Annotated in this window: 24 protein-coding genes; 12 read left to right on the top strand and 12 right to left on the bottom strand. The window is 41.3% G+C overall.

Annotated features, from left to right (window positions below; translation table 11 throughout):
* Positions 1-72: 72 nt before the first annotated feature.
* From EJ995_RS03395 to EJ995_RS03405, 3 genes are read left to right on the top strand one after another with little or no spacing between them, the layout of a single operon-like run.
* Positions 73-303: a FeoA family protein gene (locus tag EJ995_RS03395; RefSeq protein WP_126445626.1), complete on the top strand. Its 231-nt coding sequence runs from the start codon at positions 73-75 to the stop codon at positions 301-303.
* Positions 296-2,413 carry a ferrous iron transport protein B gene (gene feoB, locus EJ995_RS03400; protein WP_126445628.1) on the top strand — a complete coding sequence of 706 codons (2,118 nt, stop codon included), beginning with the start codon at positions 296-298 and terminating at the stop codon, positions 2,411-2,413. Before EJ995_RS03395 ends, feoB begins: the two co-directional genes overlap by 8 nt.
* Positions 2,414-2,461: 48 nt before the next feature.
* Complete coding sequence (locus EJ995_RS03405) at positions 2,462-2,593, top strand: FeoB-associated Cys-rich membrane protein (protein ID WP_126445630.1); 132 nt, start codon at positions 2,462-2,464, stop codon at positions 2,591-2,593.
* Here EJ995_RS03405 and EJ995_RS03410 read toward each other — a convergent pair whose 3' ends face one another.
* The 4 genes from EJ995_RS03410 to recQ form a co-directional block, all read right to left on the bottom strand.
* Positions 2,594-3,454: a hypothetical protein gene (locus EJ995_RS03410; protein ID WP_126445632.1), complete on the bottom strand. Its 861-nt coding sequence runs from the start codon at positions 3,452-3,454 to the stop codon at positions 2,594-2,596.
* Positions 3,455-3,557: 103 nt separating this feature from the next.
* Positions 3,558-3,752: a cold-shock protein gene (locus EJ995_RS03415; RefSeq protein ID WP_126445634.1), complete on the bottom strand. Its 195-nt coding sequence runs from the start codon at positions 3,750-3,752 to the stop codon at positions 3,558-3,560.
* 109 nt (positions 3,753-3,861) lie between these two features.
* Positions 3,862-4,350, bottom strand: a complete 489-nt coding sequence (locus tag EJ995_RS03420; RefSeq protein ID WP_126445636.1) for an RNA methyltransferase — start codon at positions 4,348-4,350, stop codon at positions 3,862-3,864.
* Entirely contained in the window at positions 4,347-6,506 is a 2,160-nt protein-coding gene (gene recQ / locus EJ995_RS03425) for a DNA helicase RecQ (protein WP_126445637.1), read from the bottom strand. Before recQ ends, EJ995_RS03420 begins: the two co-directional genes overlap by 4 nt.
* Positions 6,507-6,645: 139 nt before the next feature.
* Between recQ and EJ995_RS03430 the strand changes: the two genes are divergently transcribed.
* Positions 6,646-7,494 (top strand): hypothetical protein, encoded by an 849-nt coding sequence (locus EJ995_RS03430; protein WP_126445639.1) that lies wholly within the window; start codon positions 6,646-6,648, stop codon positions 7,492-7,494.
* Here EJ995_RS03430 and EJ995_RS03435 read toward each other — a convergent pair.
* Positions 7,491-8,081: a carboxymuconolactone decarboxylase family protein gene (locus EJ995_RS03435; protein ID WP_126448850.1), complete on the bottom strand. Its 591-nt coding sequence runs from the start codon at positions 8,079-8,081 to the stop codon at positions 7,491-7,493. The two genes, EJ995_RS03430 and EJ995_RS03435, sit on opposite strands and share 4 nt — an antisense overlap.
* 62 nt (positions 8,082-8,143) lie before the next feature.
* Between EJ995_RS03435 and recJ the strand changes: the two genes are divergently transcribed.
* Complete coding sequence (gene recJ, locus EJ995_RS03440) at positions 8,144-9,841, top strand: single-stranded-DNA-specific exonuclease RecJ (RefSeq protein ID WP_126445641.1); 1,698 nt, start codon at positions 8,144-8,146, stop codon at positions 9,839-9,841.
* On the opposite strand, the gene EJ995_RS03445 is transcribed toward recJ, so the two are convergent.
* The 4 genes from EJ995_RS03445 to EJ995_RS03460 form a co-directional block, all read right to left on the bottom strand.
* Entirely contained in the window at positions 9,834-10,235 is a 402-nt protein-coding gene (locus EJ995_RS03445; protein WP_126445643.1) for a response regulator, read from the bottom strand. The genes recJ and EJ995_RS03445 overlap by 8 nt on opposite strands.
* A 2-nt stretch (positions 10,236-10,237) precedes the next feature.
* Complete coding sequence (locus EJ995_RS03450) at positions 10,238-12,076, bottom strand: PAS domain-containing sensor histidine kinase (protein WP_126445645.1); 1,839 nt, start codon at positions 12,074-12,076, stop codon at positions 10,238-10,240.
* A 136-nt stretch (positions 12,077-12,212) separates the two neighbouring features.
* Positions 12,213-12,965: a UDP-2,3-diacylglucosamine diphosphatase gene (locus EJ995_RS03455; RefSeq protein WP_126445647.1), complete on the bottom strand. Its 753-nt coding sequence runs from the start codon at positions 12,963-12,965 to the stop codon at positions 12,213-12,215.
* 157 nt (positions 12,966-13,122) lie between these two features.
* A complete protein-coding gene (locus EJ995_RS03460; RefSeq protein ID WP_126445649.1) occupies positions 13,123-14,016 on the bottom strand; it encodes an anti-sigma factor in 894 nt (297 codons plus the stop codon).
* A gap of 131 nt (positions 14,017-14,147) precedes the next feature.
* Here EJ995_RS03460 and EJ995_RS03465 point away from each other — a divergent pair, with 131 nt between their 5' ends.
* The 6 genes from EJ995_RS03465 (at position 14,148) to EJ995_RS03490 (ending at position 20,871) form a co-directional block, all read left to right on the top strand.
* A complete protein-coding gene (locus EJ995_RS03465; RefSeq protein WP_126445651.1) occupies positions 14,148-14,843 on the top strand; it encodes a response regulator transcription factor in 696 nt (231 codons plus the stop codon).
* Entirely contained in the window at positions 14,840-16,300 is a 1,461-nt protein-coding gene (locus EJ995_RS03470; RefSeq protein ID WP_126445653.1) for a sensor histidine kinase, read from the top strand. Before EJ995_RS03465 ends, EJ995_RS03470 begins: the two co-directional genes overlap by 4 nt.
* An 86-nt stretch (positions 16,301-16,386) precedes the next feature.
* Complete coding sequence (locus tag EJ995_RS03475) at positions 16,387-17,523, top strand: ATP-binding protein (RefSeq protein WP_126445655.1); 1,137 nt, start codon at positions 16,387-16,389, stop codon at positions 17,521-17,523.
* A complete protein-coding gene (locus EJ995_RS03480; RefSeq protein WP_126445657.1) occupies positions 17,520-18,263 on the top strand; it encodes a metallophosphoesterase family protein in 744 nt (247 codons plus the stop codon). The genes EJ995_RS03475 and EJ995_RS03480 overlap by 4 nt, the downstream gene beginning before the upstream one ends.
* A gap of 236 nt (positions 18,264-18,499) precedes the next feature.
* Positions 18,500-19,633 carry an SPFH domain-containing protein gene (locus EJ995_RS03485; RefSeq protein ID WP_126445659.1) on the top strand — a complete coding sequence of 378 codons (1,134 nt, stop codon included), beginning with the start codon at positions 18,500-18,502 and terminating at the stop codon, positions 19,631-19,633.
* A gap of 149 nt (positions 19,634-19,782) precedes the next feature.
* Positions 19,783-20,871 (top strand): DNA helicase PriA, encoded by a 1,089-nt coding sequence (locus tag EJ995_RS03490; protein WP_126445661.1) that lies wholly within the window; start codon positions 19,783-19,785, stop codon positions 20,869-20,871.
* Between the two features lie 215 nt (positions 20,872-21,086).
* On the opposite strand, the gene EJ995_RS03495 is transcribed toward EJ995_RS03490, so the two are convergent.
* From EJ995_RS03495 to EJ995_RS03505, 3 genes are read right to left on the bottom strand one after another with little or no spacing between them, the layout of a single operon-like run.
* Entirely contained in the window at positions 21,087-21,569 is a 483-nt protein-coding gene (locus EJ995_RS03495) for a hypothetical protein (protein WP_241234682.1), read from the bottom strand.
* 50 nt (positions 21,570-21,619) lie between these two features.
* The gene (gene amaB, locus EJ995_RS03500) at positions 21,620-23,173 is read right to left on the bottom strand and encodes an L-piperidine-6-carboxylate dehydrogenase (RefSeq protein WP_126445663.1); all 1,554 of its coding nucleotides are present in this window, start codon (positions 23,171-23,173) and stop codon (positions 21,620-21,622) included.
* A gap of 19 nt (positions 23,174-23,192) precedes the next feature.
* On the bottom strand, positions 23,193-24,188 hold the full coding sequence (locus EJ995_RS03505) for an NAD(P)H-dependent glycerol-3-phosphate dehydrogenase (protein WP_126448852.1): 996 nt from the start codon (positions 24,186-24,188) through the stop codon (positions 23,193-23,195).
* Between the two features lie 217 nt (positions 24,189-24,405).
* Here EJ995_RS03505 and EJ995_RS03510 point away from each other — a divergent pair, with 217 nt between their 5' ends.
* Positions 24,406-25,302 carry a nicotinic acid mononucleotide adenyltransferase gene (locus EJ995_RS03510; RefSeq protein ID WP_126445665.1) on the top strand — a complete coding sequence of 299 codons (897 nt, stop codon included), beginning with the start codon at positions 24,406-24,408 and terminating at the stop codon, positions 25,300-25,302.
* Positions 25,303-25,360: the final 58 nt, after the last annotated feature.

Here is a 25,360-nt window from a genome sequence, read left to right on the forward strand (position 1 = left end):
TTAACGGCTATAATTTTTGTATCAAGTCGTAGCATCCTACTTTTGCTTATTCAAATTTATTCTAAATAAGAGTTGGGAAAAACCATTGCACAGTTGAAGCGAGGCGAGATTGCCATCATCAAGGATTTTGAGGAGACAGACGTACCGCTCAAACTACTTGAGATGGGTTGTTTGCCAGGTAATATTGTAACCATGATGCAAAGCGCGCCGTTTCAGGATCCTATCTACTTAAATGTGAACGGCACGCATCTCGCCATACGTAGGGAAACGGCTCAAAAGATTAATGTAGAAACCTATGTCTAGATCCATCAATGTTTCTTTAATCGGCAATCCCAATACTGGTAAAACATCGTTATTTAATAGGCTAACGGGTCTCAATCAAAAAGTAGGTAACTATCCAGGAATTACTGTTGAGAAAAAAGAAGGAATTTGCAAACTGGATCGCGGTTTCAAGGCTCATATACTTGATTTACCGGGAACCTATAGTTTGAACACGTCATCACTGGATGAAAGTGTTGTAGTAGAGACTTTGCTCAATAAACATGATAAGGATTTCCCTGATGTGGCAGTCGTGGTATCTGATATTGAGAACTTGAAGCGAAATCTGTTACTCTTCACCCAAATCAAGGATCTTGAAATACCTACTATACTTGTCATCAACATGGCAGATCGTATGGAGCGCAAGGCCATCTCGCTAGATATTGACTTGATGGAAGAAGAGCTCAATACTAAGGTCGTACTAGTAAGCGCCAGAAAAAATCAAGGTATTGATGATCTTAAACAAGCCATTACAGAATATAAAAACCTCACCGTGGCGCCTTGTCTCAATGCCAGCGTCATTGATGTAGATTATTTCAATAGGCTGCGCAAGACTTATCCCAACCAGCTTACCTACAAGCTATGGTTAGTCATTACACAAGATGTCAATTTTGGTAAAATTGATCGTGGTAGGGATAATGATCTTGATCGGGTTAAGAAAAGCAGCTTTGAGATCAAGTCAGAGGCAGACCTCAAACGTATGCAGCACAAGGAAACGGTGGTGCGCTATCAATTTATCAATGGCCTGCTTAAAAAAGTACTTTCTATTGATACGATAAATGCAAAGGATTTGAGAACAAAATTGGATCGCATATTACTTCACAAGGTTTGGGGTTATGCCATATTCTTTTTGATTCTGTTGATCATATTTCAAGCGATCTATGACTGGTCATCATATCCCATGGACTGGATCGATGAGAGTTTTGCAGCATTGAGCTCGTTAGTAAGCGATAGTCTACCTGCAGGGCCATTCACCAGCCTAATCGCTGAAGGTATTATTCCAGGATTAGGCGGTATTGTGATTTTCATACCGCAAATTGCTTTTCTTTTTTTCTTCATTGCCTTGCTGGAAGAAAGTGGTTACATGAGTCGCGTAGTTTTTCTCATGGATCATATCATGAAAAAATTTGGTTTGAGTGGTAAAAGTGTCGTGCCACTCGTTTCTGGAACAGCTTGCGCCATTCCTGCGGTGATGGCCACGCGTAATATTGAAGATTGGAAAGAGCGATTGATCACTATTCTAGTCGTGCCATTTACAACCTGCAGTGCGCGATTGCCCGTTTACCTCATTATTATTGCCCTGGTTATTCCTGATCGAGATATCTGGTGGATCTTTAATCTGCAAGGGCTTGTGCTTATGCTGTTGTACTTGTTAGGATTTGGTGCGGCGATTTTTAGCGCATGGGTGCTCAATAAAATTTTACCTATTGATCGCAAGAGCTTTTTTGTCATGGAAATGCCTGCCTATAAATTACCCATGCTCAAGAATGTTGGGATTACTGTAGTAGAAAAAACCAAAAGTTTTGTGCTGGGTGCAGGTAAGATTATCATGGCTATATCCATTGTTTTATGGGTACTTGCCAGTTATGGAGTAGGCGATGATTTCAATAATGCTGAGCAAATTGTAATACAACAAACTGCAGGGCAAGATCTATCACAAAAGGAACTAGATCAAAAAATTGCTTCTTACAAGCTAGAGCATAGTTTTATAGGCTACATTGGTAAAGGTATCGAGCCTGCTGTGCGGCCACTAGGTTATGACTGGAAAATAGGTATTGCGATTGTAAGCAGCTTTGCAGCGCGCGAGGTATTTGTAGGTACATTGGCAACGATTTACAGTGTCGAGAGCAGCGAGGAAGAAACAATCAAGAATCGCATGAAAGCAGAGACTAATCCAATTTTGGGCGGTCCGCTATTCAATTTTGCTAGTGGTATCTCGTTGTTGTTGTTCTATGCATTTGCCATGCAGTGTATGAGTACCCTAGCGATCGTAAAACGGGAAACAAATGGCTGGAAATGGCCAGCGGTTCAATTTGGCGCCATGACGATCATTGCCTACTTTGCTAGTCTAGGCGCTTATCAATTGTTGCAATAGGTGAATGATAATTATGCTTTCGCGAAAGCGTAACAACGACAAATTTAAATGCAGATAATACAATACTTATTAGTCATCATCACCGTGCTGGCTGCGCTAGGCTGGTTATTGCGCAAACAATTGTTCCCGTCGCGACATGATAATTCAAATTGTGGTGACGGCGATTGTGGTTGTCACTAGTCAGACTTTTTCATGGTCATAGGTATCAAGTAGTTGTTTTGCGGCCTCATTAGATATCTTCAAATTATTAATGACAACCTCGCATTCTTGACTATTTTTCTCCTTATCATAGGTAATGTTCAGCATAGACAGGTATTGAAAGTCTTCTCTAGCTTCATAATGTATCTCGACGATACTGTAGCTATTTCCTCTACCGGCAGATAGATCTTTAATCTTTTCAACTGGATTTGAGTACAACTCATGAACAAAGTTTTGTGCGCCTGTGACAACTCTAAATTGCTTCTCTAAGCGCAATGTTGGATACCAATGGTTGAACTTATCGCTGTACGGTTTAACCACTTGCTTCATCATAATTAAAACTGGATAGCCAATCAAAATAATTAATTCTAATAACCAGATGATCAGTAAAACAGGTCCATCGACCTTTATCCCGAATAATTCATAATAGCCATCGGTGAACAGTAGTTCTATGTTGGCAAAGAATGATTCTGTATCTACAAGCCATTCAAATGAAATAAGATAATCGGCTGGTGTGAGAAAGCTGTCATTAAAAAGGTACTGCATGGTTCCTAGCCATTGTAGCACCCAAACTATAAATCCAGTTGCTGCAACAAAGGCAACTCTCAAAATCTTACTTCTAATTTTCAAAATCTTGAAAACTTCCATAGTCAATCTATGGATAATCATACCTGAACCTAGAGCTGCTAGAAAATTTAAGTAGATAAAAGGATTGACTGTTGTCACCATTGAATAGAGATACCCTAAAACAAAGGCGATGATGGTATTTAGCGCAATTGCGATAATCAGGTTTGTATTTTCTGTACTATTTGATTCCTGATAAAATTGTGGTGTAGAATTCATGTAATTAGTTAAATCGCTAAAGTAATAATCATTAGAATTGGAACTACAAAAAAAGCTCGTTCTAGTAGAACGAGCTTTTAATTCTTAAGAAAATCTATTTATACTACTGTATAACTCTAACGTTTACAGCGTTCATTCCTTTTTTTCCTTCTTTTTCTTCATACTCTACTTTGTCACCTTCTCTAATCTCATCGATTAGGCCAGTCACGTGTACGAAGCAATCTTGATCTGTTCCATCTTCAACGATAAATCCAAAACCTTTTGACTCGTTGAAAAATTTTACGGTACCTTCTTTCATTGTAATAAATTGTAATAATTAAGTTCCAAATGTAGATAGATTATTTCGGCAAAATTGTTAATAACTTATTTATTTTCAATTTTGTAGGATTTATAAGCGCTAGAAACAACTATTTTGGCTTGCCAGCGATATAGGTGGTAAAGCCTTTGACACTGCGGTCGTACATGACGATACTGCCAGCTACTGATACATTGAGACTCCTAGGCGTATTAAATTTTACCAGATGGTGGGATTTTTCAATAGCCAGATTGCTCAATCCATGATCTTCTGCACCTAGTAAATAAACACAATTGCGTGGATGTTTAAAATCCTGCAGCAGTTGGGCATCGTCCACAAATTCAATGCCTACCAGCATCGCACCTTTAGGTAAATGTTTATAGAAATCTTCAAAAGTCTTATAATGAAAATAGGGTATGGAATCCACTGCATTGTGCGTATCAGACGCTTGTTTTGCATATCGCTTGCCTATGGTGTAGATAAAGCTTGCGCCTAGATTTTGTGCGCTGCGCCACAAGACGCCCAAATTCTCTGGTGTTTTACCGTTCATGATACCTATACCAAAAAAGCCGCTCTCTAGATTATCTGTGTCTTGATTCATACACTGGTAGTTTTTGTACTTACAATGGCGATGCCCAATCGCAATGTGCCATAGTCAATCTTACCATCTAGGTGTTCATATAAAGGTTTGAGTGCGGTATCATTCTCAAATTGTGGATAGGCTTTTTCTATGAGCTCTAGGTCTGCGGTGTCGATCAATTTCTTGATATCAACATCACCGTGTGAGGTAAAACGTTTTGATAAATGCGATAAGATGGTGGTAGGTGCCAGCTCACGTGCAGTCGCTATTTCTTGTACTGTTTTTCCATCCCAGAAAGCTCTTACAGATTCCATGACGGTATCTTTTTTGGGTGACTTCTTTTTCTTCTTGGGTTTGGGCATCATATCGCGATAGATAAATTCGCCGTCACGAGCGTCTTTATAGTCTTCCATTAATTTGAGAAAAGCAGGCCCGTACTGATCATGTTTGTGTGAACCAACACCGGTAACATCTGCAAATTCATTGTCGTCTAGAGGTATTCTGGTGGCAATGTCTGTGAGTGTCGCGTCGCTAAAAATCATGTAGGGCGCGATTTGCTCTTTTTCTGCTAGCTGGGTTCTCAAGCTCTTGAGTGCGAGGAACAATTCCTCGTTGGCCCTAGAAGGGATAGCATTGGCCTGAGCGATTTTTTTATTTGCAATATCGCTAGCTTTAGGTATTACGGCTAGCGAAACCTCTCTACCATCAAATAACACTTCTTTTCCTTGTGCGGTTACTTTCAGATGATTCTGCTCGTGGAAGGCTATTTCCATCAGGCCTTGATTGATCATTTGTATGATGTATTGTTGCCAGTCGTTCCAGCTGGTATCACCACCAGCGCCATAGGTCTTGATTCCTTGAAAGCCGCTTTCCATGACGGTAGCGTTTTGTGCGCCGCGCAGTAGATCGATAAGTAGATTAAGCGAGACGCGCTCGCCTGTGCGCAGCAAGGCACTTAGTGCTTTTTGCGCATTTGTAGTAGCATCAAAAAAGTCTGGCTTGTTAAGGCAAACATCGCAATTGCCGCAGTCTTCTTCTAGATATTCATTAAAATAGGACAGCAGCATGCGTCTGCGGCAAGTAAGTGCCTCGGCAAACTGTTTCATGCGTTCCAGTTTTGCGATTTGTACCTGTGCATTGCCGCTACCATCTGCAAAGCGTCGCAGCTGGATCACATCTGCATAGCTGTGAAACAACAATGCATGACTATCAATGCCATCGCGACCGGCGCGACCTATTTCCTGATAATAGCCTTCAATATTTTTAGGCATATTGTAATGGATCACAAACCGCACGTTTGATTTGTCGATTCCCATTCCAAAAGCGATGGTCGCCACTACGATCTTTATCTCGTCTTCAATAAATTGTTCCTGTATGCTTTCGCGAAAGCTAGCTTCCAATCCGGCATGGTATGCCGCGACAGAGTATCCACTAGCACTCAACTTACCTGCAATGCTCTCACAGGTCTTGCGGCTCAAGCAATAAATAATGCCAGATTGATCTTGATAATTTTTGAGAAATCGCTGTATTTGCGTGAGTCGATTATTGCCAGGACGTACCTCAAGCCTGATGTTGGGCCTGTCAAAAGAAGAGACGTACTCACCAGCATGGGCAATGGCCAGTTGTTTTTTGATGTCTGCACGTGTGGCACGATCTGCGGTAGCGGTAAGTGCGATGAGCGGCGCTTGCGGATAGCTGGTTTTTAAGTAAGCTAGTTGGGTATAAGCTGGTCTAAAATCATGACCCCAAGTGGAAATACAATGAGCTTCATCAATAGCGATGAGTGATACAGTCGCCTGTTGTAAATGATTGTTTAAAAGCGAGATACTTTCTGGCGCCACATAAATCAATTGCAGTGCACCAGCGGCCAGTTGTCGATAAAGATCTTCTTGCTGTGCAGCATCTTGTGTGCTATTGAAAAAGGCAGCGGCTATACCATTAGCCTTTAAGGCGTCCACTTGATCCTTCATTAGCGCGATGAGTGGTGAAATTACCAGCGTGACGCCGTCTAGCATCAGGGATGGCAGCTGGAAACACATGGATTTACCACCACCGGTAGGCATGACGACCATCAGGTCCTTACCGGCTAGGACATCATCGATGATTTCTTCCTGCAGTAGCCTGAAGCTATCATAACCAAAATGTTTCTTGAGAATTTCTAATTTTTGTGTACTCATGATATTTGTCTGTATGGCGTTTATAAAAAGTAGGATATAAATTTACAATGCTTACAGTTAAATGTCATGCTGGGTTTATCACCTTAACATGACTGGATTATAGTAACTTGCTATCTATTATTTCTATCAGTCCAGAATTATGAAATCGTACATACTATTTGTTCTAGCTATAGTAATCCCAACAATAGGTTGTGCCCAGTCTGGTGCAGTTGATGAGTATAAATATGTGGTGGTTGATAATCAGTATGAATGGCAAAATGAAGCCAACCAATATCGTCAAAACGAACTCATGGAGTTCCTGCTTGAAAAGTATGGATTTAATGCGTTGCGCAACAATCAGGTGATGCCAGAAGATCTGAATCGCGGTACCTGTAACGCACTAGCCTTAAAAATGGACAAGTCTGGAACCTTGCGCGTTGATCTAGATGTATGGTTAGAAGATTGCAATGGGAACAAAGTTTTTACCACCAAAACAGGAACTGGTCGCACCAAAGATTATAAGATCGCGTATAACGAGGCGATACGCGAGGCATTTGAGTCTTTTGAAGAATTGGATTATGAGTATACACCTAACTCAAAGGAACCGGCTAAAATAAATCCGCTAACTGCAGAATCGCCAACGCTAATTGCAAATAAGGCAACTGCGGAGAAAAGAAAAGTTATTCAAAAGGAAATTGAGGTCAAGGAAGTCATTGAAGACATCAAGAATGAATTACCCAATGAGAACGATCCTGAAGTGACTAACGAACCAGCTGGTTATTCTAACCGCTTAGGTTATAAGGTGATTTTCAACGACTCAAAAGGCAGTTTTGAAGTGTTCTTAAAAGATCAGAAAATAGGTCGTGGACGCAAATCCACCCATGGCGTTTACCTACTTTACACAAACGATTTTTCAGGAATAGCCTACATGAAAGGTGATGTACTGGTTTTAGAATACGAAGCTACCGCTGGCGTTCCAGAGATAATGCTGCTCACGACCAGTAATTAAACGTGTTTGCCTACTTCAAATCCATGCTTTCCTAAGAACTGGTTACCACTATCAATCGCATCACTTTCTAGTTTGGTCGCCATGCTGTCGTTCCATCTATTTAAATAGCCGAATAGCGAGATGACACCTAACATCTCAACGATCTCGCCATCATCCCAATACTTGTGCAGTCGATCTTGAATTTCTTGATCCACGGCATTAGGCACCTGGCTCGCAGCAAGTGAGAAATCCAGTGCAGCACGCTCCGCATCGCTAAAGGCTGGATGTGTCCTGTATTCCCAGATGTTGTACAGTTGTTCTTGTTCTGCGCCATATCGTTCTGCTGCTCTTATCGCGTGTGCTTGACAGTATCGACAACCTGTAGCATTGCTAGAAACCCACGCAATCATGCGTTTGAGCGCGCTGGTCACACGACCTTCATTTGCCATGACTGCCTTATTCAAGTTGATAAAAGCCTTAGAAATTGCTGGCCTGCGCTGCATGGTAAGCACGCTGTTAGGGCAAAAACCTAGCGTTTCATTGAAAAAGGTTGCTAGCTCCTTGGTTTCTGGATCATGATCTGGATTCAATGGTGTTACTAGTGGCATATAACGGATATTTGTAGCCAAGTTAGTAAATTACCATTCAACATAACTTTGTCAATTACCACATGCGCTGGACACTCAAACCTGCTCCTGATCCTAGTAAAACCACCCAACTTGCTCAAGAGCTTAAAATTGATGAGGTACTGGCTGGTTTGTTGGTGCAACGTGGTGTTGACGCTTTCGCGAAAGCAAAATCATTCTTCAGGCCATCTCTTGACGACCTGCATGATCCACTCTTAATGACAGACATGCAAGCGGCTGTAAAACGTATAGCTAAAGCTGTGGCAAATCAGGAAAATATACTGGTGTATGGCGACTATGACGTGGACGGTACCACCAGTGTAGCGCTGGTTTCATCTTTTTTGCAATCGTATTATCCTAATGTAGCTACCTATATTCCAGATCGTTATGAAGAAGGTTACGGCGTGAGTTATCAGGGAATTGATTATGCCCACGACAATGATTTCTCGTTGATCATAGCTCTAGATTGTGGCGTTAAAGCCGTTGATAAAGTAGCTTATGCAAGTGAGAAGAATATTGATTTTATCATCTGCGATCACCATAGACCTGGCAAGAAATTACCTGAAGCTATAGCGGTTCTAGACCCAAAACGTGATGACTGTGAGTATCCCTATGATGAATTATGCGGTTGTGGTGTCGGTTTCAAATTGTGCCAGGCCATCGTGCAAGCAAACGATTGGGATTTTGATTTACTCATTCCTTATCTAGATCTAGTAGCTACCGCTATCGGTGCAGATATCGTCCCGATTACAGGTGAAAACAGGATTCTTGCGCACCATGGTTTGCATGTGATAAATTCAAGCCCGCGTGCTGGATTCAAAGTGATTATTGAGAATATGAAACTCAAGAACAAATTCACTATTACAGATGTGGTTTTCAAGATCGCACCACGCATCAATGCCGCTGGTCGCATGAAACATGGACAACACGCTGTGAGTCTCATGACTGAAACTGATGAGCTATCTGCTAAAACCATGGCACTGGAGATTGAAGAATTCAATAGCGATAGAAAAAGTGCCGATCAATCAATAACAATAGAGGCGCTTGATCAAATTGAGGCGTTAGGAGAACAAGAACGCTACACAACAGTAGTGTATGATGCGAGCTGGCATAAAGGAGTAATAGGAATAGTTGCCAGCCGCTTGATTGAAAGATATTATCGACCTACTCTAGTATTTACAAAAAGTGGTGACTATCTCGCTGCAAGTGCACGCAGTGTCAAGGGATTTGATGTGTATAATGCTCTAGAGCAATGCGGTGATTTGATCGAGCAATTTGGCGGTCATAAATATGCAGCAGGTTTGACCTTAAAAGCAGAAAACTATGATGCGTTTAAGGCTCGATTTGAGGAAGTGGTTTGTGCCACAATTTTAAATAAGGATCTAGTCGAGGAAATCAAAATAGATAGCATTTTACCGCTAGCAAGTATCAGCCCAAAATTCTACCGTATTCTCAAACAAATGGAACCATATGGGCCCGGAAATATGACGCCTATTTTCATGACGCAACAGGTTCAGGACACTGGCTATGGTAAATGCGTGGGTCATGAAGATGCTCACTTAAAGATACGAGTTACAAAACCTAATGATTCTAAACACGATTACAATGCGATAGGTTTTAATCTAGGTTCAAAATGTGATTTAATTGTAGATAAGAAGAAATTTGATATTGCTTACAGCATCGATGAGAATGAGTGGAACAACGAGGTAAGCCTGCAATTGAGATTGCGAGACATTAGCTAGCTTGCTTTTGATCTACCACTTTCAGAATGTTCGATAAACTTTTAGGTGTTACTGGTTTAACTACAAATTCTTTAACTTCCTTATATAGTTTTGATTTGAGTTTGTCGTTAGGATCAATTGAACTACTTACTAAAAAGATGATTATCTGATCCTTGTGTGGATAGTGAATAAATGAATCCAAAAATTGCCAACCATCCATAACGGGCATGTTGATGTCGAGCAATATCACATCAGGTATGTTGGCAGGCTCTATATTAATTAGCCTATCGATGGCTAGCTTACCATTGCCAAAAGTTTCTAATTGATAAGGCCTTCTAAATTTACCGATCATTTTTTTAACGGTAAACGTAAAGATCTTATCATCGTCAACAAGCCATACCTTACTCGCAATCATACTTATAAGGTAATTCTAAAGGTGGTTCCTAAATTTTTCTTGCTGCGTACTCCTATGGTACCGCCCATGGCTTCTACTTGATTTTTAGTCATATAGAGTCCTATGCCACGAGCATCTTTATTGCCGTGAAAAGTCTTATACATACCAAAGACCTTGTGGCCATTGCGCTTCATATCAATACCGGTACCATTATCTTCAAAAACTATCAGTGATTTTCCATCTTGTTTTGTGGCACTAATTTTTATAAAGCTAGCAATGTCTTTTTTTCTGTATTTAATACTATTAGTCATCAAATTGAGCAAAATACTTTCTAGATAAGCTGGTGAAGCAGATACTACAAAGTCATCATCAATATTGATGTGTACATCTACTTGATTCTCTTTAATCTGTGAGCTTATGTTATCCATGACTTTGACAATATTGTCCTTGAGGTAGATATTGCTCAGTTCAATCCTTTCTGTATTTACCGCAACAACGTCATTAAGGTGACCTATAGTTTCTGTTAATTGTTTACTTGATGAGCTCAGTAGCTGGATGATGTTGTTCTTGTCATCCTCGTTTTCTTCTTTTTGATATAGATGTAACAATACCTCAAAATTACTGGAGTGAGATCTCAGGTTGTGACTCACAATGTGGGCAAAGTTCAACAATCGCTCATTTTGTTGAGCAGTAAATTTGGTAAAAGCCTTTAATTCTTGTTCTTTGTCTTTGAGCGCTGATATATCAAGAGCTTGAATAATCAAGTCAATAGGATCACCATTCTCATCTTCAATCAAGGTTCCTACAATGGAACTAGCAACAAATTTTCCCGTGGATCTCTTTAATTTGATTTCTAATTCAAGATTATTTACCTTTTTATTGAGCAAATCTGTAACAGCATTGAATAAGCGTGGGAATTCATCTTTAGAAACCATTTGTTCTAGAGACATCCTCATGAGCATATCTGCATCATAATTGAGCAACGAGCTTATACTAGGATTTACAGCACCTATTTGTAAGGAGACAGGATCAACTACAAGCATACCAACACCTGAGGCGTTGAATAATTCTTCAAATTTGCGTAGTGCGGCGCCATAAGCCCTGTCTACATAAACCTTTTCTGTAATATCTTCAAAAGTTCCAAATTGACGAACGCATTTACCGTCTACCATTTCAGCCTTCATGACACTGCGCACCCAGCGCTCGTTGCCTTTTGCTGTAATTAGTTGTAACTCTACGTCAAATTCCTCACCAGTAGTATAGGATCGTGTGAATAGATCAGTCACCTTTTCCTGCGATGCGCCAGGTTTGTAAAAGCTTAATCCCGTGGCTACATCTGGAACAAAGTCCACAGCGACCTCATGGATTTTCTTTGTAGTATCAGACCAATATAATTCTCCATTAATATGATTGACTTCCCAGCTCCCTATTTTAGCCTTATCTGCTGCATCAAGTAATAGTTGGTGCTCTTTATTATGTCTAGCTTGTTCTTCAACAAAGTCAGTGATATCCTCGCTGTACATAATCACACCAGCTATCTCTCCATTACTTCTATGAGGCTTGATCGACCACTTAATCCATTGAGTGGTACCATCTTCTCTCAAGAATGATTGACCATCACTGTGTTCTTCGGCTCCATTTAATATGCGTTGATGCTTATCACGCCATTCTTTACCTATTTCAGGGAAAATCTCATAATGTTGAAAGCCGCGCAAGTCTGTTTTGTCTAGATTATAATCGCTGCACCATTTTAAGGAGTGTGCGAGATATTTCAAGTCATTATCTAGGTATGCGATAGCAACAGGAGCTTGATAAAGTTGCTCGTGCAGCGCCTTAAAAGATTGATGAGGGATTTCTTTCATGACATTAAAATAGGTAACTTAATTTGTTAACAAACGTTAATGAAAAACGCATCAACATTTTAATCGATAAAAAACAATTAAATAAGATAAAAAACAATAGTTGTTGTAGGGTAAAGGTATTTCACCGAACCAAAGTTTAGAATTTATCTAATTTTAGATCAATTCCATTGAATACTCCATAGGTGTAATGCGTGATCCAATCACCTAGATTTATATACTTTGAGCTTTCTGATAGTTCAATCTCCAGCGGTAAATGTCTGTGGCCAAAGATGAAGTAGTCATAATGTTCATCTTCTAATTTCTTGCGGGCATATTGAGCCAGCCATTCTTGATCTTCACCTAGAAAAATAGCATCGTCGTCGCCTGAGATCAGTTTATTCTTGACAGATAGATGACGAGCTAGCCGCACACCTATATCGGGATGGATCCATTTAAAGCACCACTGGAAGAATTTATTGGTAAAGATCTTTTTCATGCGTTTGTAACCCTTGTCACCAGGTCCTTTGCCATCGCCGTGGCCTATAAAAAACTTCTTACCGTTGAATTCAAAAACCTGAGGCTCGTGATAAACAGGTATGCTCAGCTCATCCTCAAAGTAACCGAACATCCACAGATCATGATTACCCACAAAAAAATAGATAGGAATACCGCTATCTCTGATCTCGGCCAGTTTTCCCAATACGCGCACTTGACCTTTAGGCACCACCGTATCGTACTCATACCAGAAGTCAAATAGATCGCCCAGCAAAAAAATCGCTGCTGCATCCTTTCTAGCCATTTCCAGCCAATCCAGAAATTTACGTTCACGAGGTTTGCTCAGTTCCTGAGTTGGTGCACCCAGGTGATTATCGCTTGAGAAATAGACTTTTTTTCCTTCGGGAATCTGCATGCAGCAAAGATAGTGTTATGCACTAATTGTTTGATAGCAGTAAGTTTTGATGGGATTACGCTTTCGCGAAAGCGTAATAGTCAAAAATCACACGTACTAAAAGTAAGGGCAGCCTATCTGCAAACAAACTGCCCTAACAAAACAAACCTAACAACTACTACCTGCGCACGGTGCCTCTAGGGAAAGACTGTTGCACATAGTTTTGAAAGTTCTGTGATGCTGGTGCTGTTGCGGCACCTGCTGTAGCAAACAAAGGTTTTAATGTGAATGGTGCTGGAGAATTGTCTGGCACTGGCTCAAGACTGATTACCACGTTACGACCTACCACACTGAATGGTAAACTCTCACCATTTGGCAGATTGTTGAAGAAATCCTCGCCAGGTACTGGTGGTCCTGCATTGTTTTCTGTCCCGCTAAATCCATTATCATCATCTCTATCACCAAAGTCGGTAAAAGTTCCTGTACTCAATGGGCCGCTATCACCTATTACCCAGCCTTCATAAACCCAACCTTCTGGCAATTCAGGTAGGTCTAGATTTGCCGTAGGTGGCATCCCTGGAGAACCGAACCATACGCCAGCCTCATCATTACCATTGTTACCATTAAGTTCATCAGTAGGTGTTCTTAGGAAAAAGCTACCTGCTGCATCAGAAAAATCACCTGGTGCTGGGCCAAAATCTGTCGATAATGTAACAGTATCACCATCAAAGCTACCTGCTAGGTACTTGACATCGCTGGGCGCTGGATCGTTATCTGGCGACGGTTCAATAGTTAGGATAAATGCGGTGGCTGCATCCAGATCATCTTGGGACACCTCAAAGTCTGTGGTGCTCAGGTCACCATTTGCATTTACATTAAAGGTTCCTGTGGTAACGGGCACGCCATCTACCATGACCCAACCTTCATAAGCATAATCAGGTCCTAGATCATCCAGTCCTTGAATGTCCAGTTTAAGATCTGCCGTCTGGTTTGTGGATACATCATCATCGTTGTCAGAACATGCTCCTAGAGCAAGAGCGACAATTGCTAGGGTTAAAAGTGAATTTTTCATTGTTTATATAATTTGTTATTGTTGATGTAAATAACAGGAGATGATGTAACACCAGTGTTGCAAGAAATTAAAAGTATTATCACGGCCTGTGATGCTTTTGTGATATACTTATAGTTCATTTATTCCAGCTTATGAAAACACTGATCATAGAAGACGATAAGGAACTTTCAGACCTGCTTGCCCTGCATGTGGACGATCTGGATACAGAGATCATACAGCGTTATGACGGCCAGTCGGGTCTGGAAGCAGCACTGGAAAACGACGTGGATTTGATCCTGCTGGACATTACTATGCCTAAACTGGATGGTATAGAAGTATGCAAACGCATACGCAAGGAAAAGAATACTCCTATAATAATGGTTACTTCACGCAGCGAGGAAATTGACAAGGTCCTGGGTCTGGAAATAGGAGCAGATGATTACATCACAAAACCATTTTCCATACGTGAACTCAAGGCACGAATCAAGGCTGTTTTAAGAAGAACGGAAAGTGTCAAAAGTACCGAGCAAAAGGATTCACAAGACGTATTGCAATTCACAGATTTAGGCATTGATATTCCCATGAGAAAAGTGATGGTGAGAGGCGAGCGCATAGAATTATCACCTAAAGAATTTGAGCTGCTGGTAGTACTGGCAAGCAACCAAGGTAGGTCCTTCTCGCGCGGCGAGTTGCTCAACATGATTTGGGGTTACAATTTTTCAGGTTATGAGCATACGGTGAACTCTCACATCAATAGATTGCGCATTAAGGTAGAGAAAGACATGAGCGCACCAGAATACATACTGACCACTTGGGGCATAGGCTACCGATTTAATGAAGAGATATGAAAAAGAAGTTTGTTCTTAAACTCTGGTTGATCATAATAGGTCTGGTAGGATTGATGGCGGTGGCTTATGCTGCGATCACCACACATTTTCAGCGTAGTCTACAAACGCAGGTGCAGCAGGAGTTGCACGCGACACTCGCACAAGACCTGGTGGATGAGAAATTTAAAGATGATGTGCCCTTTAATGCAGATGGCAGTGTGAACAAAGCTTTCTTTGGTGATTTGATGCACAACATGATGGCCATAAATAGGACGATTGAGATTTACCTTCTTGATGAGTCGGGTCGCATTTTATACAGCGTTGTTCTCGATCCCAAAGAGAACGATGCCGCTCAATTGGTGCCATTAGAACCTATACAGCAGTTTATTAATCGGGAAAACGGTGAGGTCATCAAAGGTGTCGATCCTACTGATCCAGGTAACAAAAAGATTTTTAGCGCAGCACCTTATTCCACTGATCTAGGCGACGGCTATGTCTATATAATTCTTGAGGGAAATAAACTAGCCAGCGTTAATGCAAGCATCCTTGATACAGAGTTGGCAACCTTTACGCTTTGGCTACTAGTGATTACTTCGCTTTTTATCATGGCAATAGGTCTAGGTGCGGTAACGCTGGTTACCAGAAACCTGCGTCGCATGACAGCAGTCATCACAGATTTTAGAGATGGCGACTTGCAGGCGCGCATCCTTAATCCTAGTGAGAGTGACTTTCCAGTTTATGCACAGGCCTTTAATGAAATGGCCAACACGATTACTTCAAACCTAGAAGAATTAAAAGGCGTTGATGAATTGCGCAGAAACCTAATCGCAAATGTTTCTCACGATCTGCGCACGCCACTCGCCATTATTAGAGGCTATGCCGAAACCGTAAAAGATAGCCTGCAGGATTTACCTCTTGAAAAGCAGCACAAATATTTGAGCATCATAGAAAGCAACAGCCAGAAACTTACGGGATTGGTAGAGCAGCTTTTTGAATATTCAAAACTGGAAGCGAGACAAATTCAGCCGCATAAAGAGCATTTCTCAATTTCAGATCTGGCGCAGGATATCATCGTCAAATATGAATTGCTTGCCAAAGAAAAATCCATTGATCTCAAGCTCAATAAAGCACAAGAAAATATAATGGCTCATGCAGATGTCGCTCTTATGGAGCGCGCCATTGAAAATCTGCTGCAAAACGCTATTAAATACACCCAAGAACATGGCGAGGTCGTCATCGACATCCAACAAATCGGGACTGATTGTAAAGTCTCTGTCATTGACAATGGCGCTGGAATAGAAGAAGAGTTCCAGAAATCCATTTTTGCCAGGTTTCAAACCGCACCATCCAGCCGTGGTCAGGGCACAGGAATTGGTCTAGCCATCGTCCAGAAAATCATGGAACTGCACGACACAACTATTGAGTTGGTAAGCCGCAAACAGCAGGGCAGTACTTTTAGCTTTATGCTACCTGCCTGATTCCCATTTTTAGGTAGTCTTGTTTGTGATAATTACGCTTTTGCGAAAGCGTAACAACCCAACAACATCTTGCATTATATTTAAGCATGATCAATAAACGCCTGCTTATCAAAAACTTGCTAGCTCATCTGGATGAGAATAGTTTTTATGACAAGAAACTGCGCATTGATCTAGGCAACAAAGAGGGCAAGGCAAAATTCCTCAAACACATCTGTGCGCTGAGTAATTCAAACCCGCATAATAACAGTTATATCGTCATCGGGATTGATGACAAGAAAAATGAAATCCTGGGCACTGAATTTTTTGATGATTCTAAACTGCAAAATCTGATCAATGCCTACCTGCAAAATGCGCCGCAGGTCATGTATGAAAATATCGCATTTCCGCACTTGTCGTCTGACAAGGTCGTGGGTTTGGTAACCATAAATGCTCAGGAAAAGGTGACCGCACTGCGCAAGAATATTTGGAAATACTACGGTGGCGCAGTGTTTTATCGAGATGGTAGTATCTCGATGCCCAAGGATTTTGGCGGTATGCCCAGCGTCAATAATCCTGCAATTGTTGAGCAGCTAGAAAAAAAAGCCAGTAACAATATCGAGCTCACGCTGGATCGAGTCATGCAATTCATGGCGCGGGAACAACAAGGCCTGCACACGGCTTATAAAGTTTTTAAAGAGCAGTTTGTCATTTGCTGGAGTGGTAAGGTAAAAGAGCGCAAAAGTCAAGAGTATTTTAATAGGGTAGATATCGAGCTGGTCAACGAGCAAGTGCGCCTGTTTTATAGTGCTCTGGATGAGGTGCAGATATCCTACAACGATGATGAGTTTTCCATTCTAGAATATGTGGAGCTCAGCGTGGGTGACAAATCATCCTATTACCCATTGGAGCGCAAGACTTTAAAGTTTGCACCTAATGGCACCTACAAACTCACGTCTAAAATTTTGTTCAATCCTCCGTATTATGATCGCAAGACCTTGCATCATATCTACAATTCAAACCTATCACTGTTGCACAGCATTGCTTCTGGACATCCTTTAAATGAACGCCAACTACAGGACTTGAGACGCCTTCCAGAAACTATGCTGGTATGCAAATTCAACAATGTAGGCGAGCCTATTGACAAGATGAAAGCCCACAAAAACTTTCTCAAAACTTTCCCAGATACTTATGAAGCCTATAAGGAAGCCCTGCGTATCTTGAGAAAAGTAAAATACAACTCGTGAGAACCATAGTCATAGGCGACATCCACGGTGCACATCGCGCCCTTACCCAATTACTAGATCGATTACAACCACAACCAGACGACTGTCTCATTTTCCTGGGCGATTATGTAGACGGCTGGTCACAGAGCTATGAGGTACTGGAGTTTTTGATCACGCTTTCGCGAAAGCGTAAACAGCAAAATCACACTGCACCGATCTATCTGCGCGGTAATCATGATGAGTTGGTGCTCAATTTTCTCGTTAAAGATGAGCGCAATGAGCAGTGGTTGCATCATGGTGGGACAAGCACAGTCGAAAGCTATGCCAACAGAAGCGATGCAGATCGTGCAAGGCATGTCGCATTCCTAATTGACGAGTTGCTAGATTTTCTAGAGTTGGACGGTAATGGATTTTTCCATGCTGGATTTCACAACTTGCATGGACCGCACTATGAATACTATAAAAACTTGCCCTATTGGGATCGCACCCTTTGGGAAATGGCCTTGTGCATAGATCCCAACATGTCACCAGATAATGACCGCTATCCTAATAGGCTCAAGATGTATAAGGAGATTTTTATAGGCCACACGCCTACCACACGACTAGGTGAAATGAAACCCATTCACGCTGCCAATGTCTGGAATGTGGACACTGGCGCAGCCTTTCTAGGACCGCTAACGGCTATGTGCATAGAAACCAAAGAAATCTGGCAAAGTGATCCAGTCCATACGCTTTACCCTAATGAAGATGGTAGAAATTAAGTGAGCTTTATAATACTTGTCATGCTGAGTTTATCTCAGCATCTCCTTGCTGTTACTTAAAGTATTAATCTACTTATTCACTCTGTCATGCTGAGGCATCTCAGCATCTCTATCCTCAAATCATAAATCAACTTGAGATCCTGAAACCAGTTCAGGATGATATTAGTAAAATCTGACTTGAGCCAAAGACCTCAAAATTTCCTAATTTCAAACCATCAACCTTAAAATCAGATCCCATGGGAATTTTTGATAAGATAAAAGAGAAATTAAGCCACGAGTTTATTGACATTGTCGAGTGGCTGGATTATACAGATGACACCATCGCGCATCGTTTTGAGCGTTATCAGAATGAGATTAAAAATGGCGCAAAACTCATTGTGCGTGAAGGACAGACAGCCGTATTTGTCAACGAGGGCCAGCTGGCAGATGTATTCAAACCTGGAACCTATGATCTGACCACACAGAATCTGCCTATTCTGTCAACACTTAAAGGATGGAAATATGGTTTCAACTCACCTTTCAAGGCTGAGGTCTATTTTGTCAACACGCATTTATTTACCGATGAAAAATGGGGAACCAAAAATCCAATCACACTTAGCGATGAACGATTCGGATTGGTAGAGATCAGAGCATTCGGAACCTATGCCTTTAAGATCGCCGATGCTGGTAAGTTTATCGTGGACATCGTAGGAACAGATAACAACTTCACGAATTTTGAAATCAACGAGCATCTCAAAAGTTTGATCGCCACGAGGTTTACCGATACGGTAGGTGAGGCGAATTTACCTATTGAATTGTACGCCGCAAATACATCTGAATTATCAGAAACCTGTCGTGAGGTGATGATGCCTGAGTTTATGAGTGTAGGTATCTCGCTAGAGAAATTCTACATAGAGAATGTATCCATGCCAGAAGATCTCAAGAAAGAGATTTTTGAATACAGCCGCATCGATAAGATTGATCTGGATAAACTCACAAAATTCAAAACTGCTAAAGCTATCGAGGCTGCAGCAGCTAATGAAGGCGGCACCGCAGGTGCAGGAATGGGAATGGGAATGGGTTTTGTGCTCGCGCAGCAAATGGGCGGTATGATGTCACCACAAATGGGTGGACAACAAAACATGCAGCAACAGCAGCAAGCAGCTGCAATGCCACCACCTATGCCACAAGCAGTCCAATATTACTACGCTAGTAATGGATCGCAGACAGGACCAGTGCCATTTGAACAACTGCGAGCGTTGTTTGCTGGCAGAACTATCAACAGAGATACACTTATCTGGAAAAGTGGTATGGAAACTTGGAAGCCACTGAATGAGGTTGAAGAACTCAAGCAATTCCTAGGAGGTAACACGCCACCGCCGTTGCCGTAGTCGCTGTGCGACAGATTGCCAATTTCTTATTGTCCATTTGTTTTGCAAATCTTCCTTTTTTTAGCGCTTTAGTTAGAAATTGGCAATCAAGTTTTACGAAGTAAAGCGCAAATCAGCAATAGGCAATAGCGTGAACCAACCATGATTTTGTGAATACATCAACCTTAAATTCTGAAAGAAAGAAGTCCTGCATCAATTGTGGTGCAGAGCTTACCTATGAACCTGGAACAGATACCATAACTTGTGATTATTGTGGTCATAAGGAAGAGATTGACCAGACCGTCCAGCCTTTTGAGGAACTGGAATTACATAAGTATTTGGATTCCACGGGCTCGCAATCACATTCGGTCGAATTGTCCATGCTGCAATGTTCCAATTGCGGTGCTACCCAGCATATTGAGGAAAACTACAAATCCGTGCATTGCGTGTATTGCACATCACCACTGATTATTGAGGATCAATATCAAGAAGAATGGATTTTGCCTGGCGCTGTATTGCCATTTCAGTTTAAGGTGGACAAAGCACATCAGATTTTCAAAAAATGGGTTGATAGCTTGTGGTGGGCACCCAACAATTTACAGCGAGCCAGTCTCAATCCAGAATACACCAAAGGTCTCTATGTTCCCTACTGGACGTTTGATGCGCAATTGGTTGCGGACTATAAAGGCCAGCGTGGCGATCATTATTACATCGAGGTTTCTAGAGGTTCTGGTAAAAACCGCAGAACTGAACGAGAACGTCGTACCGATTGGTCACCAGCATCGGGAACGGTTTCAGGCTTGGTAGATGATACCTTAGTCAAAGCCAGCCAAAACAAATCACGACAAATTCCAGCAAAGGTCTCACGATGGAAACTGGAAGCGCTTAAAACTTTTGATACCAACTATTTGGCTGGATATGTTACTGAGAAATATACCATACCACTCAAGGATGGTCATCTTACAGCAAGTGAGAAAGCTAAAGAAATCGCCATTAATTGGATACGCCGTGACATAGGTGGTGACGAGCAGCGCATTACTAAGATGGATATGAAACTATCAGATGAGACTTTTAAACATGTCCTACTGCCGTTGTACATCAGTTCCTACCAGTTTGACGGTAAGCGGTATAACTTTTATATAAATGGGCAAACGGGTGCCATCCATGGCGATAGACCCTATTCATTTTGGAAAATCTTTTTGGCGATTTTGGCAGCAGTCATTGTGATAGGCACTATTGTTTATTTGACCAATTTTTGATTTTGGATAGGTAATTATAGTGATCACGCTGCTTCGACTACGCTCAGCATGTATTTCGCGAAAGCGGTATCTTAAAATTTATCTTCTTTATGAATAACATGTTATGCTATTCCATATGAGTGTTTAATTAAAAAAGCACAGTCAAATGTTATGACTGTGCTTAAATGCTATTACTTGTTTGTCGCTTTACGTACTAAAGCTGGAAATTGTTCGGCTTAACTCACCTGCTTTTTGAAAATATAACGAGTTACATATATACCGTTAGAATCACCGTTGCCGCTAAAGCTTTCTACACCGCTGTTGACAAAGGCCAATTCCCATCCTTCTGAAGCAAGGTCATTGATCTTTGAGGTAACCACAGCATCGTTTGCAGCAATATTCTGAAATCTGATACCTGCAATATTGAAGAAGTTGAGCAACTTAGTTTCTTCAAAATCCTTGACACGTATATCCTTGCGACTGGATTTGTTGCGTTCATCATCTTCCTCGCTGCGCGAACTCGTATAATCTCTAAAGTCACGATCTTCGGTACCAAAAATCATTCTAGATCTACCTATACCACTAGGCACGATGGACTCGATGACAGTCACGGTCTGGTAAACGTAAGTAGGTGCGCTTGTTGCGACTTGTGCTTCTTGAGCATTAACAAACGTACTAGAAATGAGGGCAGCGATTAGAAATATAATTCTGTAAACCATTTTGAAAAATTTAAGTTAGTACAGCTAAATTATTGATTTAAGCTTATTTCTTACAAGTCAAATTTAATTCCTTGCGCTAGCGGTAATTCGGTTGTGTAATTGATGGTATTGGTTTGTCTTCTCATGTAGACTTTCCATGCATCGCTACCTGACTCGCGGCCGCCGCCTGTGTCTTTCTCACCACCAAAGGCGCCACCTATCTCTGCACCGCTGGTTCCTATGTTTACATTGGCAATACCACAATCAGATCCAGCCACACTCAAGAAGCGTTCTGCCTCGCGCAAGTTGTTAGTCATGATGGCACTGGATAATCCTTGCTTTACACCATTTTGAAGTTCTAGTGCATTGTTCACGTCGCCACTGTATTTGAGTAAATACAATACTGGAGCGAAAGTCTCATGCTGTACAATTTCAAAATCGTTTTGTGCCTCTGCAATGGCTGGTTTTACATAGCAACCGCTTTCATAACCATTACCAGATAACATGCCACCTTCCACGATTACTTTACCGCCTTCTTGAACTACTTTTTCAAGAGCATTCTGATAACCTTTAACAGCATCCTTATCAATTAATGGACCTACATGATTGTTCTCATCTAGCGGATTCCCGATTTTCAATTGTTTGTAGGCGTCAACTACTGCATTCTTTACCTGATCATACATGGATTCATGAATAATCAGGCGTCTGGTACTGGTACAGCGCTGTCCAGCAGTTCCTACGGCGCCAAATACCGCACCGATGACCGTCATTTTTACATCGGCGTCTGGTGTGACGATTATAGCATTGTTACCACCTAATTCCAATAAGGATTTACCCAATCGTTCACCTACTTTACTGGCCACAATCTTACCCATGCGAGTTGAACCTGTTGCAGAAATAAGCGGTATGCGAGAATCAGTAGTCATCATCTCACCAACCTTGTAATCACCGTTGATTAAACAAGAGATACCTTCTGGCAGCCCATTTTCTTTAAGGACTGTTGCAATGATATTTTGGCAAGCAACTCCACATAAAGGCGTTTTCTCGCTAGGTTTCCATATACAAACGTCTCCACAAACCCATGCCAGTGCAGTATTCCATGCCCATACAGCTACAGGAAAATTAAAGGCACTGATAATTCCAACTACACCTAGTGGATGGTATTGCTCATACATTCTATGTCCTGGACGTTCAGAGTGCATGGTAAGTCCGTGCAATTGGCGTGATAGACCTACTGCAAAATCGCAGATGTCAATCATTTCTTGAACCTCGCCTAGACCTTCTTGATAGGATTTTCCCATCTCATAGGAAACCAGTTTTCCCAGCGGCTCTTTTAATCGACGTAATTCTTCACCAAACTGTCGCACGATCTCACCACGTTGCGGTGCTGGCATCATGCGCCATTCCTTAAATGTGTCGTGAGCTGTGGTGATGACTTTCTCATAATCTGCAGCGGTGGTGGTGGTCACGCTGGCGATTTTCTTACCGTCAACTGGCGAGTGAGAATGTATCAATTCACCATCACCAAAATGCTTATTTCCTGTTGAGGTACCATGATTGGTATCTTTAATTCCTAATTGTTTGAGAGCTTTTGGGATTCCAAAAGCGCTTGCTATATCTGACATATTGATTTATGTAAAGTGATTAGTCTAGCTTTTCAGCTAGTTTTTTGAATACCTTTTTAGGGTTTTTGTTCTCATAGAGAATATCATAGACCGCATTGAGAATGGGTGTTTTGGCACCATGCTCTTGATTGATTTCGTAGGCACTTTTAGTAGCGTAATAACCTTCGGCAATCATGCTCATTTCCAATTGTGCGCTGCGTACCGTGTAACCTTTGCCTAGCATGTTACCGAATAACCTATTCCTAGAAAAAACGGAATATCCCGTAACCAACAAATCGCCCAAATAGGCGCTATCGTTGATATTGCGTTTCATTTTATGGACTTTCTTGATGTAGCGCTTCATTTCCCTAATAGCGTTAGACATGAGTACACTCTGGAAATTATCGCCATAGCCCAATCCATGCGCGATACCAGCGGCAATTGCATAGATGTTCTTAAGGACTGCAGCATACTCGGTACCTATAATGTCGTCGCTTATTTTACAGTTGATGTAGTCGCTTTGAAATTTCTCAGCCAGCGCGGCTGCTTTCTCTTCGTTTGCAAAAGCAACTGTTAGGTAGGAAAGACGTTCAAGAGCGACCTCTTCTGCATGACATGGGCCTGTGATAACGCCAATATCCTCTAGGTCGATATCATAGTGTTTGCTAAAATGCTCACCAACGATCAATCCAGTTTCTGGTACGATACCCTTTATCGCACTCACCACGGTTTTTCCTTCAAAGGAAACGGTAAGCGGTTCTAATTCCTTGTAGAGAAACGCGCTGGGAATCGCAAAAATGCATACATCAGCATAGCCTACTATTTCATTGATGTTTGATGATAATTTGAGTTTGCTGGTATCAAACTCCACTCCTTGCAAATAGCTGGGATTGTGATCATTGCGTTTAATGTGTTCAATGGCATAATCACTGCGCATGTACCAGCCTACTTCCTGCATGTTCTCGCACAACATTTTGACAATGGCTGTTGCCCAGCTACCACCGCCTAAAACTGCAATTTTCTTGAATTCTTCCATAGAGTTAGTTGTACTCAAAGGTAGCATTTTCAAGAGTAATCTATAACGTTGTAGCGACTGCCCACTTGCCCATGGTTTTTCATGTGTTATGTAGATGGATGTGATTCAGCTTTCGCGAAAGCGGAATTATAAAAACCGGTAAACAACAGAAAAACAGATGTTTATAAAAATGGCATGATTTTCGAAAACGTTATAGTGAATTTAAAAATCAAATATTATGAAGGCAATAACTACTTTTTTGGGCGGTCTCGCACTTGCCGTTACTTTGACTAGCTGTGAGGCAGATGTAGTGATAGGTAATCCAGTAGTGGAGCCTACACTAAATGAAATTATGGAGTCGCACGAGATCTGGTATTTGGATTTGAATAGCTCTCAAGGACCACTAGATGTGCCGTTTATGACGCGTGCGTTTACCCTGAGTTTTGATTATGGGACTTTGTTTGCAAACAATAATATAGCAGGTATAGGTAGAGCTGGTGCAGGATTGGGTATTGATGTAGGTGCTTATGATGGTTTTGGCGATTTGTTGACGATCAATCACGATCTCGATGGTATCCATGAATTTAGAGTGATCGTGAGAGATTTCAATAGATTAGAATTGCGTGATCTGGTCTCTGGAACTCGATACTTTCTAGATGGTTACAGTGTCAATAATTTTGACTATGATCGATTGTTCTACAACAACATCCAGTACTTCTTACAAGAATACCAGACTTGGGAAAAAGTGTATACTAGTAATGAAGGTGCGATCAATGAATTTGACGAGGAAAATTTCTTGAGATTTTTACCAGGAAGCGATGCAGATATTTTTCAAAGTTCTAAGGATAGAAATGGAACCAATGCTGGTAACTTATTCTATGATTATGAAGGTGAATATTGGGTGGAAGATGTCACGCCAGGCTCGCTTAACAAGCATTTAACGCTCGATTATGATTTTATAGGCAATGATTATTTCGATCTTTACGTGATTGATGATGGGACTATTGAACTATTTCATGAATCATCGGGAACTACCTATGAATTCAAGGGTAAAGGTAGGATCGTTATTAAAAATAATACTGGCAGTAAATCTAGGTTGCTAGATGTAAATCGCTCTAGAGAAAAGAAAAAATAAACTCTACGGAGTTTGAAGATTTGGTTGGTTGGAAGCCGCCTGATGACTTACTGGTCAC

This window comes from Nonlabens ponticola (assembly GCF_003966335.1).
GTDB classification, from domain to species: domain Bacteria; phylum Bacteroidota; class Bacteroidia; order Flavobacteriales; family Flavobacteriaceae; genus Nonlabens; species Nonlabens ponticola.